Here is a 13,484-nt window from a genome sequence, read left to right on the forward strand (position 1 = left end):
GCTTTCGCCGAGGCGCCGGCGCAGAGCACCGTCACATCGCCAAGCGCCTTGACCGCCTGCACCGCCTTCGCCGTCGCGTCGCGGTTCAGCTCGCCATTCGTGACTTCGCCAAGCAGCAGAACAGCCATCAGATCACCCCCGCTTCTTTCAGCTTGCCCACCAGTTCGTCCACCGAGCCCACCTTGATGCCGGCCTTGCGGCCCTCGGGCTCGCGCACCGAGACCACCTCCAGACGCGGCGCGACGTCGACGCCGTAATCACTGGCGGTCTTTTCCTCCAGCGGCTTCTTCTTCGCCTTCATGATGTTCGGCAGCGAGGCATAGCGCGGCTCGTTCAGCCGCAGGTCGGCGGTGACCACCGCCGGCAGCGCCACCGCGATGGTCTGGAGGCCGCCATCGACCTCGCGCGTCACCTTGGCCTTGCCGCCCTCGATCTCGACTTTCGAGGCGAAGGTCGCCTGCGCCCAGCCCAGGATCGCCGCCAGCATCTGGCCGGTGGCGTTCATGTCGTTGTCGATGGCCTGCTTGCCGGCGATGATGAGTTCGGTGCCTTCGGCCTTGGCGACCGCGGCGAGGATCTTCGCCACCGCCAGCGGCTCGATGTCCTGGTGCACGTCGTCCGCAGCCACGACCAGGATCGCCCGGTCCGCGCCCATCGCCAGCGCCGTGCGCAGCGTCTCGGCCGCCTGCTTCACGCCGATGCTGACCGCGATCACCTCCTCGGCCTGACCCTTCTCCTTCAGACGGATCGCCTCCTCGACCGCGATCTCGTCGAACGGGTTCATCGACATCTTCACATTCGCCAAATCGACACCGGAGCCGTCGCTCTTAACGCGCGCCTTCACGTTGTAGTCGATCACGCGCTTCACTGGCACGAGAACCTTCATCGGCCTCTCCCCTTTGGTTGCGTCACCTGTTCGGAGGGTTTGTTAGCGGGCCGTCGGCGGCAATGACAGGGAAAAAACGACCGTAACGCGTCGTAACATTTCCATTCCGTCATGTTGTCGCTAACGGCTGGCTCCTGGCACCCACAGGATATCCTGCGCGCCGTTTTCATTGGCGACGCGCCCCGCCACGAACAGCCAGTCCGACAGGCGGTTGAGATATTTCACCGCGGCAGGATTCGCATCCTCGGTCGCCGCCAGCGCCACGGCGGCGCGCTCGGCCCGCCGCGCCACGGTGCGCGACAGGTGCAGATGCGCCGATAGCGCCGAGCCGCCCGGCAGGATGAAGCTGCGCAGCGCAGAAAGCCCGGCATTCATCGCGTCGATTTCCGATTCCAGCCGCTCGACCTGGGCGTCGATGATGCGCAGCACCGGATAGGGCGCTTCGGCATCCTCGTCCATGCGCGGGCGCGACAGGTCGGCGCCGAGGTCGAAAAGGTCGTTCTGGATCACCGCGATGCGCGCCGCGATCTCGCCCGTGGCATGCAGGCGGGCAAGGCCCAGCGTGGCGTTGAGCTCGTCCACCGTGCCGTAAGCCTCGACCCGCAGGGAATGCTTGGGCACGCGCTCGCCGTTCGACAGCGCGGTTTCGCCCTTGTCGCCCGTGCGGGTGTAGATCTTGTTGAGGACGACCATAGGCTAGCTCCTGACCCAGAGATAAAGCAGGAAGACCGCGATGGCGATCGCCTGGGCGATGATGCGCCAGCGCATCATGCGGTTGCCGTGCTTGCGGTTGAATTCGCCGCCGCGCGCGAAGCCGCCGATGCCGGTGGCCAGGATCACCACCACCGCAAGGCAGCAGATCGCGAGCAGGTAGAACAGCGGTTTGTCATGCATGGGCGGGCCCTTTCGGCGCGAAGCCTAGCTGCGGCGCGCGAACCAGTCCAGAGCGCGCGTGGAAAGAAGCCGCCGCCCGATGCCCGAGACATGGGTCGGCGTGGTGACGTAATAGCGCGGGCGGGGCCTCGGGCTTTCCAGCGCCTGGGCGATGCGGGCGCTGACCGCCGCGGGCGGCAGTTCGAAGCGGTCCTTCTTCGCGGCCGGTTCGTAGAGGCGCTTCAACAGCGTGCGGCGGTATTGCTCGGCGCGCGGGCTCGACTGCCAGTCGATCCAGCGTTCGAAATGCGGGATCGAGTTCAGCCGGATCTTCGTGCCGATGGGGCCGGGCTCGATCAGGATGACCTTGACCCCGGTATCGGCCATCTCGACGCGCAGCACGTCGGTCAGCCCCTCCAGCGCGAATTTCGTCGCCACATAGGCGCCGCGCCAGGGGATGCCGACCAGGCCCAGGACCGAGCTGATGTTGACCACCCGCCCGCCATGCGCGCGGAAATGCGGTAGCAGCCGGCGGGTCAGGTCATGGGTGCCGAACAGGTTCGCCTCGAAGATAGCCCGCAATGCGCCGCGCGGCAGGTCCTCGGCGGCGCCGGGGATGGCGAAGGCGGCGTTGTTCACCAGCGCGTCGATGCGCCCCAGCGCCAGCGCGGCTTCGGCGCAGCGGGCCACGCTGTCCTCGCAGCCCAGTTCCAGCGGCAGGGTGTTGAAGCCCTCGGCGCGGCGGGCCGCGATATCCTCGGGCTTGCGGCAGGTGGCGATGACGCGCCAGCCGCGCCCGCGCATGTGCCGCGCCGCGTCCAGCCCGATGCCCGAGGAACAGCCGGTGATCAGAACGGTCTTCATGCGCGCCTCCTTGCCGGGCGGTTCTGCGCCAAGGCCGGGCCTTGTGCAAGCCGAGCATTTCCGGCTGGACCGAAGGCCTTGTCGGGCCTATTCAATCGGCCATGTCCGACGATCCGAACCTTCCAGATCCGACCCCGCCCGATCCCAGCGCGGATCAGACCAGCTCCGAGCCGCTGTCGCGCGCCATCGGCGAACGCTACCTGACCTATGCGCTGTCGACGATCATGAACCGGGCGCTGCCCGATGCCCGCGACGGGCTGAAGCCGGTGCATCGCCGCATCCTGTTCGCCATGCGCGAATTGCGGCTGTCGCCCAGCGGGGCCTTCCGCAAATCGGCCAAGATCAGCGGCGACGTGATGGGCAATTATCACCCGCATGGCGACGCGGCGATCTATGACGCCATGGCGCGGCTCGCCCAGCCCTTCGCCATGCGCTACCCGCTGGTGGACGGGCAGGGCAATTTCGGCAATATCGACGGCGACAACCCCGCCGCCAGCCGCTATACCGAGGCCCGCCTGACCGCCGCCGCCGAGGCGCTGATGGAGGGTCTGGCCGAGAACGCGGTCGATTTCCGCCCCAACTACGACGGCACGCTGGAAGAGCCCATCGTGCTGCCCGCCGCCTTTCCGAACCTGCTGTGCAACGGCGCCTCGGGCATCGCGGTGGGCATGGCGACCAACGTGCCGCCGCACAACCTGCACGAGGTGATCGACGCCTGCCTGCATCTGATCAAGGCGCCGGATGCCCGCGACGACACGCTGGTCAGCATCATCCCCGGCCCGGATTTCCCGACCGGCGGCGTGCTGGTCGAATCGCGCGAGACCATCGCCGAGGCCTACCGGACCGGCCGCGGCAGCCTGCGGCTGCGGGCGCGCTGGTCGGTCGAGGATCTGGGCCGCGGCCAGTGGCAGGTGGTCGTGACCGAGATCCCCTATCAGGTGCAGAAATCCAAGCTGATCGAGCGGCTGGCCGAGGTGATCCAGCTGAAGAAGGTGCCGATCCTGGCCGATGTCCGCGACGAATCGGCCGAGGACATCCGCATCGTGCTGGAGCCGCGCACCCGCGCCGTGGACCCCGAGCAGCTGATGGCGGCGCTGTTCCGCGTCAGCGACCTGGAAGTGCGCTTCGGACTGAACATGAACGTGCTGATCGACGGCCGCGTGCCCAAGGTCTGCTCGCTCAAGGAGGTGCTGCGCGCTTTCCTCGACCATCGGCGCGAGGTGCTGGTGCGGCGCTCGAACCACCGGCTGGACAAGATCGCGGCGCGGCTGGAGGTGCTGGAGGGCTACATGATCGCCTTCCTGAACCTCGACCGGGTGATCGAGATCATCCGTCACGAGGAAGACCCGAAGGCGGTGATGATGGCCGAGTTCCGGCTGTCCGAGGTGCAGGTCGAGGCGATCCTGAACATGCGCCTGCGTGCGCTGCGCAAGCTCGAAGAAATCGAGCTGCGGGCCGAGCACGAGAAGCTGACCGCCGAGCGCGCCGAACTGACGGCCATGCTGGGCGACGAGGGTGCGCAATGGGCCAGGATCGCCGGCGAATTGCGCGAGACCCGGGCGAAATTCGGCAAGTCCGCCCCCGGCGGCCAGCGCCGCACCGAGATCGGCGAGGCCGGCGTGGTGGCCGAGATCGACATGGATGCGATGATCGAGCGCGAGCCGATCACCGTGATCCTGTCGAAGATGGGCTGGATCCGCGCCATGAAGGGCCACCAGCCGCTGGATGCCGAGGTCAAGTTCAAGGATGGCGACGGCCCCTTCATGGCGCTCCATGCCGAGACCACCGACAAGCTGATGGTCTTTGCCGCCAATGGCCGTTTCTACACCCTGCCGGCGAACAGCCTGCCCGGCGGGCGCGGCATGGGCGAGCCCTTGCGGCTGATGATCGACCTGCCCAACGACGCCGCGGTGATCGACATCTTCCCCTGGCGCGAGGGCGAGCGTTATCTGGTCGCCTCGAAGGCCGGGGACGGGTTCATCGTCGCCGGGGCCGACATCCTGGCGCAGACCCGCGCCGGCAAGCAGGTGCTGAACGGCGACGCCGCGCTGTGCCGGCGCGTGACCGGCGATCACCTCGCCGTGGTGGGCCAGAACCGCAAGCTGCTGGTCTTCCCGCTGTCCGAACTGCCGGAAATGGCGCGCGGCAAGGGCGTGCGGCTGCAGAAATACAAGGATGGCGGGCTGTCGGATGCGATCTGCATCACGCTGGCCGAAGGGCTGCGCTGGCAGGAATCCGGCGGCAGGACCCGCAGCGAGCCGGACCTGACCGAATGGCTCGGCAAGCGGGCGGGCACAGGCTACATGGCGCCGCGCGGCTTCCCGCGCGACAACAGGTTCAACTGAGAAGGGCGGCTCCGCCCTTTTCGCTAGCTGTTCGTGCTCGGCGGCGTGGCCGGGCGTTCGACCGGCGTGGTGGCCGCTGTCTGGTCGCTGGACATCTTCTTGTGGCCCGGGCAGTCCGCAAGCGCGGGAACTGCGGCCATCGAAAGCGCCAGCGCGAGGGCGACGGTCTTGCGGATCATCATCGGCTCCTTCCTGCGGTTCAGGCATGCCGGACAGGCCAGGGCGCAGGCCCGGCATGTCCCAGCCTGACACGCGGCGGCGATTCGATCAATTCCGCGGCCTAATCCTCACGAACCTGTTTGCGGCCGGTGATCATCGGCCGCACCAGATCCTCGCGCTTCCAGAAGCGATAGAACAGGATCATCGCGACATGCAGCAGCACCAGGACCAGGATCAGGTTGGCGCCCAGATTGTGCCAGCCCACCGCCTTGGACCGCGTGGCGCTGCTGACGTAAGAGGCCAGCGGGCCGACATTGATATAGTCGTCGGGGTCCGAGATCAGCCCGGTGGTGACCTGCGCCGCCAGCACTGCCAGCAGCGCGATGACCGACAGCGCCCCCAGCGGGTTATGGCCGGGCCAGTAGCTGGGCTCGCGCAGGAACATGCCGCGCATATAGCCGGCGACGGCGCCCGGCCCGCGGATGAAATGCGAGAACCGGGCCGGGGCCGGGCCGACAAAGCCCCAGACCAGCCGAAAGACCAGCAGCCCGGCCACCACATAGCCGCACCAGAAATGCAGCGTCATCCTGGCCGGACCGAACTGGCCCAGGCACCATCCGGCGATCACGAAGAAGGCCAGCAGCCAGTGGAACGCGCGCAGCAGCGGGTCCCAAAGCCGGACCTCGCGCAGCGGACCGCGCCCGGCCATCAGCTTTTCTCGCGGAAGACGTCGTGGCAGGCCTTGCAGGCCTCGCCCAGCTTGCCGACGACCGGCCCGACATTGCCTTCGCCGCCCTTGACCGCCTCGGATACGCCGGCGGCGGCCTGTTGCAGCCCGGCGAATTTAGTCCTGAATTCGTCCGGGTTGTTCCAGATGTCGGGCTTGGCCGCGCTGTCCTGGGCATCGGCCGAGCTGCTGCCCTCGATGAACAGGCCGGGCAGGTCGTATTGCGTCAGCGCCTCGATATTGGCCGCGGCGCGGCCGGCGGCGGCCTCGTCATAGGCCATCTCGCCCTTGGCCATGCCCGACAGCGTGCCCATGTTGATCGCCAGCATCTGATAGAAGCCGTGGCGGGCCTCGATGGCCTGGCCGACCGGATCGTCCTGGGCCAGGCTGGCAAGCGGAACCGCGGCAAGGGTGGCGGCGGCAAGAATCAGGCGCATGTCGTCGTTCCTTTCATGTGGCGTATGGCTTCAATCGGGTTCGCGCGGGATCAGAGTTGCACAGCCCGCCGCGCCTGCCAACGCATCGGGCGATGCCATTTTCGTGAAACCCCCCGGCTTCGCGCGATTTTTTCCGGCGGCCGGGCTTTGCCGGACTTTGCCGGGCCGCGCATTTTTCACCGCCCGCCTGCCCGGATGGCCAAGATTTGGGCAAAACCCTTCTCGCAGGGGTTGAGGGGCCACGCGGCGCTTGCGCCCCGCCGCGCGGCGGGCGCAAGCTGAGGGGGACGGGGCCGCATCCTCCGTCAGCCCCGCGCCGCACGGGGCCTGCATGGCAGTGACCGCCGTTCATGCCGCGTCTCCTCCCTCCACGCGGCATGGACGGCGGCGTTTCAGCCCGCCGGGATGCGCAGCTTCAGGCAGAAGCGCAGCCGGCCGCAGGGCCGGGCGTCGCGGATCCAGCCGTCCGGCGCCGCCAGATAGGCGCGGATCGTCGCTGCCACGTCGGCGGCATCCCCCGGGCGCAGATCGTGGAACAGATAGGCGCCGCGCCCCGGCGCCTGCAGCGCCATCAGCAAGGGCCGGGCGTCCCGCGCCCGCAAGCTGGCGCGGCGCAGGGCGATGTCGGGGCCATGCGGGCGCAGCGCCTCGGCCAAGGCATCGGCCTCGGCGCCCGGCGGCAGGGTCAGCGTGACCGGCATCGATCCAGCAGGTAGATGTCCATGATCCAGCCGTGCTCCGCCCGCGCGCGGGCGCGGGTCGCAAGGATGCGCCCGGCGACCTCGGGCAGCGGTCCCGCAATCAGGATCTGCTGGGGCATCCCCAGGAACGCCCCCCACCAGATATGCAGCCCCTGCGCGTCGAGGCTTTGAAACGAGCATTCGCCGTCTAGCATCACGACCAGCCGGTCCACCCCGTCCGGCCAGCCATGGTCGCGGATCCGGCGGCCGGTGGTGATCAGCACCGGCGCCGCTACCGCGTTCAGCGGCATGGCATGGGCGGCGCAAAGCGCCTGGATGGCGGTGATGCCGGGGATCACCCGCCGGTTCAGCGGCAGGCGGCGCGCCACCCGTTCCGCGATGCGCAGCGTGCTGTCGTAAAGCGAAGGATCGCCCCAGACCAGCAGCGCCGGGCGGATGGCGCCATGGGCGCGGATCACCTGTTCCCAGCGGGCGGCGATGGCATCGTGCCAGGCCTCGACGCCCTGGCGATAGCCCTCGCTCACGTCGCGCGCGGGCATGTCGAAGACGGCGAGCGGCGGCGGGCTGGCCAGCACCTGCCGGCAAAGCGCCCAGCGCAGCTCGGCCAGGTCGGCCTTGTCCCCGCCCTTCGAGGGGATCAGGATCAGGTCGGCATCGGCCATGGCGGCGATGGCCTCGCGCGTCAGATGGCCGGGGCTGCCGGTGCCGATGCCGATCAGCGCAAGCTCGATCATGGCGCCGCTCCGATCAGGTGGAAGAAGCTGCCGGTGGCCTGGCCGCGCCGCGAGCCGGTCTCGGGCACCGCATCGCCATTGGCGTCCGCGACGCGGGCCAGCGGTTCGTCGGGCTGGGCAAGGATCGTCGCATAGTGGAACTCGTGCCCGGCCAGCGGCTGCGCATAAAGCCCGGCCAGCGGTTCGGCGCGGCGATAGCCCAGATGCATGCGGCGCTGCGCGTAGCTGGTCTCCAGCCCCAGCAGCCCGGCCATCTGGTGCCGTGTGCCCTGGGCATCGACCAGCCCGGCGCCCATCGCCATGTAGCCGCCGCATTCGCCATGCACCGGCCGCGTTTCCGCAAAGCGCCGCAGCCCGTCGCGAAAGCGGCCGGCCGCGGCCAGCCGGCCCGCGTGCAGTTCGGGATAGCCGCCGGGCAGCCAGCAGGCCCCGGCGCTGTCGTCCGGCGCCTGATCGGCCAGCGGCGAGAAGGGCATGATCGTCGCCCCCGCGGCCCGCCAGCCGGCGATGAGATGCGGATAGACAAAGGAAAAAGCGTCGTCCTGCGCCAGCGCGATGCGCTCGGCCGGCGGCGGCAGCGGGCGAAACGGCTCGGTCGCGATCCCACCAGAAGCCGCCGCGATGATGGCGTCAAGGTCCAGATGCCGCGCCGCCGCCTCGCCCGCCGCCGTCAGCAGCGCCTCCAGCGCGGCATGTTCCTGGGCCTGCACCAGGCCCAGGTGGCGCTCGGGCAGCTCGATCCCCGCCTCGCGCGGCAGCACGCCCAGCACCGGGATCGAGAGCTGGTCGAAAGCCTGCCGCATCAGCGCCTCGTGCCGGGGCGAGGCGACGCGGTTCAGCACCACCCCGGCCAGAGGCACGTCGCGGCGCATTTCGCGGAATCCCAGCGCCACGGCGGCGGCGGATTGCGCCTGCCCCTTGCAGTCCATGACCAGCAGCACCGGCCAGCCGGTCAGCGCGGCGATGTCGGCGCTGGCGCCGTTGCCGCAGCCGCCCGCCCGCGCCACGCCGTCGAACAGCCCCATCGAGCCCTCGGCCAGCGCGATATCCGCGCCGTCCGCCGCGCCGATCAGATGCGCGATCTGCGCCCGGCCCATGGCCCAGCTGTCGAGGTTGAAGGATTCCCGCCCGGCCGCCGCGCGGTGAAAGGCCGGGTCGATATAATCCGGCCCGCTTTTGAAGGGCTGCACCACCAGACCGCGCGCCCGCAGGGCGGCGATCAGCCCCAGCGTGACCGTGGTCTTGCCGCTGCCCGAGGCGGGGGCGCTGATGACCAGCCCCTTCATTCGGGAAACCGCGGCGCGGTGCCCACGGGGCGGAAGCGGCGGTCGTAATCGCCGGCATAGAGGCGGCTTTCCTCGAAGCCCTCGGCCGCCAGCGCCGGGCCGACCAGGATCAGCGCCGTGCGCTCGCCCTCGCCGATGGCGGGGTCCAGCGTGGCCAGCGTGGCGCGGTGGATGCGCTGGTCGGGCCAGCTGGCGCGGAACACCACCGCGACCGGACAGTCGGCGCCGTAATGCGGCAGCAGTTCCGCCTGCACCCGGTCCAGCACATGCACCGACAGGTGGATGGCCAGCATCGCGCCGGTGGCGGCGAAATTGGCCAAGGTCTCGCCCTCGGGCATCGAGGAGGCGCGGCCCGAGGTGCGGGTCAGCACCACCGATTGCGCGATGCCCGGCAGGGTCAGTTCCGCCCCCAGCGCCGCGGCGGCGGCGGCGAATGACGGCACGCCGGGGGTCACGTCATAGGGGATGCCGAGGTCGCGCAGCCGCCGCAACTGCTCGCCCATGGCCGACCAGACCGACAGGTCGCCCGAATGCAGCCGCGCCACGTCTTGGCCGGCCTGATGCGCGGCGGCGATCTCGGCGATGATCTGGTCGAGGTCCATGGGCGCGGTGTTCACGATCCGCGCGCCGGGCGGGCAATGGCTCAGCAGCGCCTGGGGCACCAGCGAACCGGCATAGAGGCAGACCGGCGAGGCGGCGATCAGGTCGCGGCCGCGCAGGGTGATCAGGTCGGCCGCGCCGGGGCCGGCGCCGATGAAATGGACGGTCATGCGGGGTCTCCTTCTGCGATGGCGGCGGTGGCCATGCCGTCTTGCGAGATGACGCGCGGCGCGACGATGCGCGCGCCGGGGCCGAGGGCGGCCAAGGCGGCAGCCTCGGCCAGCGAGCCGGTGCCGAGCCGTGCCAGGATGCGCGGCGATCGGGTGGGGGTGGCGATGCCGGCGACCTCGACGGCGATCAGCGGCAGGCCGGTCCGGGCGGCCAGCGCCCGGATCACCGGCGCATCCGCCTTGGCCGGGCTGGTCGCCAGCGCATCCGCCGAACCGGCGCGGGCCAGCGCGTCGGCCAGCGAGGCGAGGCTTGCCGCCCGGCGAAAGCCGATGCCCGCGACCCTCATGGCCAGCTCCATTGCGTGACGCTGCGCGCCGGGGTCCAGCCGCGCATCCGGCCGAGCGGCGCGGCCTCCTCCAGTGCGATGCGGGTCAGGCTGCCGCCGCGCGCGGCGTGCAGGGCGATCAGCAGCGCCTCGGTCTCCAGCGTCACCGCGTTCGCGACCAGCCGGGCGGCGGGCAGGGCGTCGATCACCTCCATGCTGGCGCCGCCGCCGATGAAGATCGCGTCGGGTGGCGGCAGATCGCGCAGGAAGTCGGGCGCATCGCCGTGAACCGCGCGCATCCGGCCGGCCAGCCCGAACGCCTCGATATTGGCGGCAATATTGGCGATGCGGTCGGCGCGGGGCTCCAGCGTCACTGCCCGGCCGCCGTTCAGGCACCATTCGACGCTGACCGAGCCCGAGCCGCCGCCGATGTCCCAGAGCATCTCGCCCGCGCGCGGGCCAAGCGCCGCCAGCGTCATCGCCCGGATGGCGCGGCGAGTGATCTGGCCGTCATGGGCAAAGCTGTCGTCGGGCAGGCCGAAGCCGCGCGGCAGGCCCGCGCCCGGCGGCAGGTCCGCCCCATCCAGCGCCACCGCCACCGGGGCTGCGCAGTCCAGCGCGAAGCCGTCGGCCCGCGCCTGCCGGATGCGCTCGCGCGGGCCGCCAAGCGCCTCCAGCACCACCATGCGGGTCGCGCCCAGCCCCTGCGCCACCAGCCATTCGGCAAGCTGGGCCGGCGCGGCGCCGTCGCGCAGCAGGCAGATCGCCCGCGCACCGCGTGCCATCACCGGGCGCAGCCGGGCGAAGGGCGCGGCATGCAGGCCAAGGCAGGCGACCTCCTCCAGCCGCCAGCCCAGCCTTGCGGCGGCCAGCGAAAACGTGCCGGGCGCGGGAAAGGCCCGCCATTCGCCCGCTTGCAGTACGGCGGCGATGCTGCCGCCGGCGCCGTGCCAGAACGGATCGCCCGAGACCAGCGCCGCCACCCGCTTCCCGCGCAAGGCCAGCAGCGGCGCCAGGTCGAAGGGCACCGGCCATTCCCGGCCCCGCGGCCCCGCGATCCCCGCTAGTCCCAGATGCCGGGGGGCGCCGAAGACGATTTCCGCCCGATCCAGCGCATCGCGGCTTGCAGGCGGCAGGCCGGCGGGGCCATCCTCGCCCAGACCGATGATGGAAAGCCAGGGATCAGGCATGACGCGCATCCTTCTGCTGGGCGGCACCACCGAGGCGGGGGCCATGGCCCGCGCGCTGGCCGAGGCCGGGCTGGACGCGGTCTATTCCTATGCCGGCCGCACCAGGAAGCCGGTGGCGCAGCCGCTGCCCATGCGCATCGGCGGCTTCGGCGGGCCCGATGGGCTGGTGGACTATCTGCGGGCCGAGCGCATCACCCATGTCATCGACGCCACCCACCCCTTTGCCGCGGGCATGAGCCGCAATGCCGTTGCCGCCTGCACGGCCACCGGCACGCCGCTGATCGTGCTGGAGCGCCCGCCCTGGGCCGCGCAGCCCGGAGACCGCTGGCTGCACGTTCCCGATTACGCCGCCGCCGCCAAGGCGCTGCCCGGCGACGGTTCGGCGGTGTTCCTGGCCATCGGGCGGCAGAACCTGCAACCTTTCGTCGGGCTGAATCACGTCTGGATGCTGCGCTTTGCCGAGGTGGCGGCGCATCCGCTGCGCGATGCGACGCTGATCGTCTCGCGCGGGCCCTTCACCGTCGCGGGCGACATGGCGCTGATGCGCCGCCACGCCATCGCCCATGTCGTCGCCAAGAATGCCGGGGGTCAGGCCGCCCAGGCCAAGCTGGCCGCCGCCTGCGCCCTTGGCCTGCCGGTGGTGATGATCGACCGGCCCGCGCTGCCGCTGCGCCGCGTCGTCGCCACGCCGGCCGAGGTCATGGCCTGGCTTCATGGCGCGGATCGCGGCGTATAGACCCAGGGGCCGACCCGGCGGGTGGCGCTGCTGCCTAGGATGACCAGGCTGCGCATGTCGGCCATCTCGGGCCGCGCCTCGGCCAGGGTGACGGTGCGGATCGCCTCGTCCGGGGTCGAGACGGCGCGGGCGAAGGAGATCAGCCGGTTCGGCCCGCAGCATTCGCGCAGGATCTGCAGCGCGCGGGCGAAACCTTCGGGCCGGGATTTCGAGCGCGGGTTGTAGAAGGCCATGGCGAAATCCGCCTCGGCCGCCAGCCGCAGGCGCTTTTCGATCAGCGCCCAGGGTTTCAGATTGTCCGACAGGTTGATGGCGCAGAAATCATGGCCCAGCGGCGCGCCGATCCGGGCGGCGGCGGCCAGCATGGCGGTGATGCCGGGCAGGATGCGGATCTCGGGGGCCTCCCCACGCCCCTCCAGCGCCTCGAAGAGGGCGGAGGCCATGGCGAAAACCCCCGGATCGCCCGAGGAGACCACCACGACCCGCTTGCCGTCCGCCGCCAGATCCAGCGCGAGGCGCGCGCGGTCCAGCTCGACCCGGTTGTCCGAAGGGTGCAGCGCCAGCCCCTCGCGCGGGGCGACGCGGGCGACATAGGGGATGTAGCCCACGACATCGGTCGCCTCGGCCAGCGCCGCCCGCACCTCGGGGGTGACCAGCGCCTCCGCGCCCGGCCCGAGGCCCGCCACCGCGACCCAGCCCGTCATTCGGCGGCATCCGCGGCAGAATCGGCCAGCGGCCGGCGGCCGTTGCCATGCACCAGCACGGTGGCGAAATAAGGGCAGGCCTCCAGTTCGGCCTGCGCCAGGGGGGTCACGCGCTGGCTGGGCATGGTGCCGCGCTCGACCAGCCAGGCATCGGCCATGCGCCCGGCCGAGGCCAGCGCGCGGGCGATCTTGGGCAGGTTGCGGCCGGTCTTCATCACCACCACCGCGTCGGCGGCGCGCATGTGGCGGGCCAGCTCGGCCTCGGGCAGGGTGCCCATCAGCACGGTCATGGCGTCGTCGCCCCAGGTCATCGGCTGGCCGATGGCGTTCCAGCAGCCGGTCATGCCGGGAATGCCGGGGATGATCTCGACCGGGACGATGCCTTGCAGCCGCGCGTGCAGATGCATGAACGAGCCGTAGAACAGCGGGTCGCCCTCGCACAGCACCACCACGTCGCTGTCGGCGGCCAGGGCGGCCAGCCGCATTGTCCAGTCGTCGTAGAAACCCGCAAGCAGCCGGTTGTATTCCGGGCTGTCGAAGGGGATCTCGGTCGTGACCGGATATTCCATCGCGTGTTCGGCCACGTCCGGGGCCAGCATCTCGGCCACGATGCGGCGGGCCTGGCCGGCGCGGCCCTTCTTGCGGAAATAGGCGATCTGCCGCGCGCCGCGGATGGCCCGGTCGGCGCGGACCGAGATCAGGTCGGGATCGCCGGGGCCAAGCCCCGCGCAGATGATTTTGCCCAT

At 70.7% G+C, this 13,484-nt stretch carries 17 protein-coding genes and 1 pseudogene; 2 read left to right on the top strand and 16 right to left on the bottom strand.

All coding sequences use genetic code 11. From position 1 onward, the window contains the following. From L632_RS24495 to L632_RS0119395, 5 genes and pseudogenes are all read right to left on the bottom strand, one after another. A pseudogene (locus L632_RS24495) lies at positions 1-128 on the bottom strand (electron transfer flavoprotein subunit alpha/FixB family protein); the annotation flags it as partial. After that, positions 128-886 (bottom strand): electron transfer flavoprotein subunit beta/FixA family protein, encoded by a 759-nt coding sequence (locus L632_RS0119380; RefSeq protein ID WP_028717400.1) that lies wholly within the window; start codon positions 884-886, stop codon positions 128-130. The gene L632_RS0119380 and the pseudogene L632_RS24495, both read right to left, overlap by 1 nt. Positions 887-1,006: 120 nt before the next feature. Continuing rightward, positions 1,007-1,579 (bottom strand): cob(I)yrinic acid a,c-diamide adenosyltransferase, encoded by a 573-nt coding sequence (locus tag L632_RS0119385; protein ID WP_028714670.1) that lies wholly within the window; start codon positions 1,577-1,579, stop codon positions 1,007-1,009. Positions 1,580-1,582: 3 nt separating this feature from the next. Beyond that, positions 1,583-1,780 (bottom strand): twin transmembrane helix small protein, encoded by a 198-nt coding sequence (locus L632_RS0119390; protein ID WP_024843070.1) that lies wholly within the window; start codon positions 1,778-1,780, stop codon positions 1,583-1,585. A gap of 24 nt (positions 1,781-1,804) precedes the next feature. Further along, positions 1,805-2,623 (bottom strand): SDR family NAD(P)-dependent oxidoreductase, encoded by an 819-nt coding sequence (locus L632_RS0119395; protein WP_028717401.1) that lies wholly within the window; start codon positions 2,621-2,623, stop codon positions 1,805-1,807. A gap of 101 nt (positions 2,624-2,724) precedes the next feature. Here L632_RS0119395 and parC point away from each other — a divergent pair, with 101 nt between their 5' ends. Then, positions 2,725-4,968 (top strand): DNA topoisomerase IV subunit A, encoded by a 2,244-nt coding sequence (gene parC, locus L632_RS0119400; protein WP_028714672.1) that lies wholly within the window; start codon positions 2,725-2,727, stop codon positions 4,966-4,968. A 23-nt stretch (positions 4,969-4,991) separates the two neighbouring features. Here the strand turns inward: parC and L632_RS24500 are convergent, their stop codons facing one another. The 9 genes from L632_RS24500 to cbiE all read right to left on the bottom strand — a co-directional run bounded on the left by L632_RS24500 (position 4,992) and on the right by cbiE (position 11,298). Next, positions 4,992-5,147, bottom strand: a complete 156-nt coding sequence (locus L632_RS24500; RefSeq protein ID WP_156929556.1) for a hypothetical protein — start codon at positions 5,145-5,147, stop codon at positions 4,992-4,994. Between the two features lie 101 nt (positions 5,148-5,248). Then, complete coding sequence (locus tag L632_RS0119410; RefSeq protein ID WP_028714673.1) at positions 5,249-5,836, bottom strand: cytochrome b/b6 domain-containing protein; 588 nt, start codon at positions 5,834-5,836, stop codon at positions 5,249-5,251. After that, on the bottom strand, positions 5,836-6,291 hold the full coding sequence (locus L632_RS0119415; RefSeq protein WP_028714674.1) for a cytochrome c: 456 nt from the start codon (positions 6,289-6,291) through the stop codon (positions 5,836-5,838). The genes L632_RS0119410 and L632_RS0119415 overlap by 1 nt, the downstream gene beginning before the upstream one ends. Before the next feature lie 392 nt (positions 6,292-6,683). Further along, complete coding sequence (locus L632_RS0119420) at positions 6,684-6,992, bottom strand: DUF1636 family protein (RefSeq protein ID WP_028714675.1); 309 nt, start codon at positions 6,990-6,992, stop codon at positions 6,684-6,686. Further along, positions 6,977-7,726, bottom strand: coding sequence for a precorrin-6A synthase (deacetylating) (gene cobF / locus L632_RS0119425; RefSeq protein ID WP_028717402.1), 750 nt, complete (start codon positions 7,724-7,726; stop codon positions 6,977-6,979). The genes L632_RS0119420 and cobF overlap by 16 nt, the downstream gene beginning before the upstream one ends. Next, positions 7,723-9,012 (bottom strand): cobyrinate a,c-diamide synthase, encoded by a 1,290-nt coding sequence (locus L632_RS0119430; RefSeq protein WP_028714677.1) that lies wholly within the window; start codon positions 9,010-9,012, stop codon positions 7,723-7,725. Before L632_RS0119430 ends, cobF begins: the two co-directional genes overlap by 4 nt. Then, positions 9,009-9,782, bottom strand: coding sequence for a precorrin-4 C(11)-methyltransferase (cobM, locus tag L632_RS0119435; RefSeq protein ID WP_028714678.1), 774 nt, complete (start codon positions 9,780-9,782; stop codon positions 9,009-9,011). The genes L632_RS0119430 and cobM overlap by 4 nt, the downstream gene beginning before the upstream one ends. After that, entirely contained in the window at positions 9,779-10,129 is a 351-nt protein-coding gene (locus L632_RS0119440; RefSeq protein WP_028717403.1) for a cobalamin biosynthesis protein, read from the bottom strand. Before L632_RS0119440 ends, cobM begins: the two co-directional genes overlap by 4 nt. Continuing rightward, positions 10,126-11,298, bottom strand: coding sequence for a precorrin-6y C5,15-methyltransferase (decarboxylating) subunit CbiE (gene cbiE, locus L632_RS0119445; protein ID WP_028713207.1), 1,173 nt, complete (start codon positions 11,296-11,298; stop codon positions 10,126-10,128). The genes L632_RS0119440 and cbiE overlap by 4 nt, the downstream gene beginning before the upstream one ends. On the opposite strand from cbiE, the gene L632_RS0119450 reads away from it, so the two are divergent. Next, positions 11,297-12,034: a cobalt-precorrin-6A reductase gene (locus L632_RS0119450; protein WP_028717404.1), complete on the top strand. Its 738-nt coding sequence runs from the start codon at positions 11,297-11,299 to the stop codon at positions 12,032-12,034. The genes cbiE and L632_RS0119450 overlap by 2 nt on opposite strands. On the opposite strand, the gene cobJ is transcribed toward L632_RS0119450, so the two are convergent. Beyond that, the gene (gene cobJ / locus L632_RS0119455; protein ID WP_028717405.1) at positions 12,010-12,738 is read right to left on the bottom strand and encodes a precorrin-3B C(17)-methyltransferase; all 729 of its coding nucleotides are present in this window, start codon (positions 12,736-12,738) and stop codon (positions 12,010-12,012) included. The genes L632_RS0119450 and cobJ overlap by 25 nt on opposite strands. Further along, complete coding sequence (gene cobI, locus L632_RS0119460) at positions 12,735-13,484, bottom strand: precorrin-2 C(20)-methyltransferase (protein WP_028713204.1); 750 nt, start codon at positions 13,482-13,484, stop codon at positions 12,735-12,737. Before cobI ends, cobJ begins: the two co-directional genes overlap by 4 nt.

Source organism: Paracoccus sp. J39 (genome assembly GCF_000518925.1).
In the GTDB taxonomy this organism is placed as follows: domain Bacteria; phylum Pseudomonadota; class Alphaproteobacteria; order Rhodobacterales; family Rhodobacteraceae; genus Paracoccus.

What these genes read in the sequence shown, in the direction of transcription:
- L632_RS0119380 (WP_028717400.1), bottom strand. Translation starts at nt 886, where the DNA reads ATGAAGGTTCTCGTGCCAGTGAAGCGCGTGATCGACTACAACGTGAAG.
- L632_RS0119385 (WP_028714670.1), bottom strand. Translation starts at nt 1,579, where the DNA reads ATGGTCGTCCTCAACAAGATCTACACCCGCACGGGCGACAAGGGCGAA.
- L632_RS0119390 (WP_024843070.1), bottom strand. Translation starts at nt 1,780, where the DNA reads ATGCATGACAAACCGCTGTTCTACCTGCTCGCGATCTGCTGCCTTGCG.
- L632_RS0119395 (WP_028717401.1), bottom strand. Translation starts at nt 2,623, where the DNA reads ATGAAGACCGTTCTGATCACCGGCTGTTCCTCGGGCATCGGGCTGGAC.
- parC (WP_028714672.1), top strand. Translation starts at nt 2,725, where the DNA reads ATGTCCGACGATCCGAACCTTCCAGATCCGACCCCGCCCGATCCCAGC.
- L632_RS24500 (WP_156929556.1), bottom strand. Translation starts at nt 5,147, where the DNA reads ATGATCCGCAAGACCGTCGCCCTCGCGCTGGCGCTTTCGATGGCCGCA.
- L632_RS0119410 (WP_028714673.1), bottom strand. Translation starts at nt 5,836, where the DNA reads ATGGCCGGGCGCGGTCCGCTGCGCGAGGTCCGGCTTTGGGACCCGCTG.
- L632_RS0119415 (WP_028714674.1), bottom strand. Translation starts at nt 6,291, where the DNA reads ATGCGCCTGATTCTTGCCGCCGCCACCCTTGCCGCGGTTCCGCTTGCC.
- L632_RS0119420 (WP_028714675.1), bottom strand. Translation starts at nt 6,992, where the DNA reads ATGCCGGTCACGCTGACCCTGCCGCCGGGCGCCGAGGCCGATGCCTTG.
- cobF (WP_028717402.1), bottom strand. Translation starts at nt 7,726, where the DNA reads ATGATCGAGCTTGCGCTGATCGGCATCGGCACCGGCAGCCCCGGCCAT.
- L632_RS0119430 (WP_028714677.1), bottom strand. Translation starts at nt 9,012, where the DNA reads ATGAAGGGGCTGGTCATCAGCGCCCCCGCCTCGGGCAGCGGCAAGACC.
- cobM (WP_028714678.1), bottom strand. Translation starts at nt 9,782, where the DNA reads ATGACCGTCCATTTCATCGGCGCCGGCCCCGGCGCGGCCGACCTGATC.
- L632_RS0119440 (WP_028717403.1), bottom strand. Translation starts at nt 10,129, where the DNA reads ATGAGGGTCGCGGGCATCGGCTTTCGCCGGGCGGCAAGCCTCGCCTCG.
- L632_RS0119450 (WP_028717404.1), top strand. Translation starts at nt 11,297, where the DNA reads ATGACGCGCATCCTTCTGCTGGGCGGCACCACCGAGGCGGGGGCCATG.
- cbiE (WP_028713207.1), bottom strand. Translation starts at nt 11,298, where the DNA reads ATGCCTGATCCCTGGCTTTCCATCATCGGTCTGGGCGAGGATGGCCCC.
- cobJ (WP_028717405.1), bottom strand. Translation starts at nt 12,738, where the DNA reads ATGACGGGCTGGGTCGCGGTGGCGGGCCTCGGGCCGGGCGCGGAGGCG.
- cobI (WP_028713204.1), bottom strand. Translation starts at nt 13,484, where the DNA reads ATGGGCAAAATCATCTGCGCGGGGCTTGGCCCCGGCGATCCCGACCTG.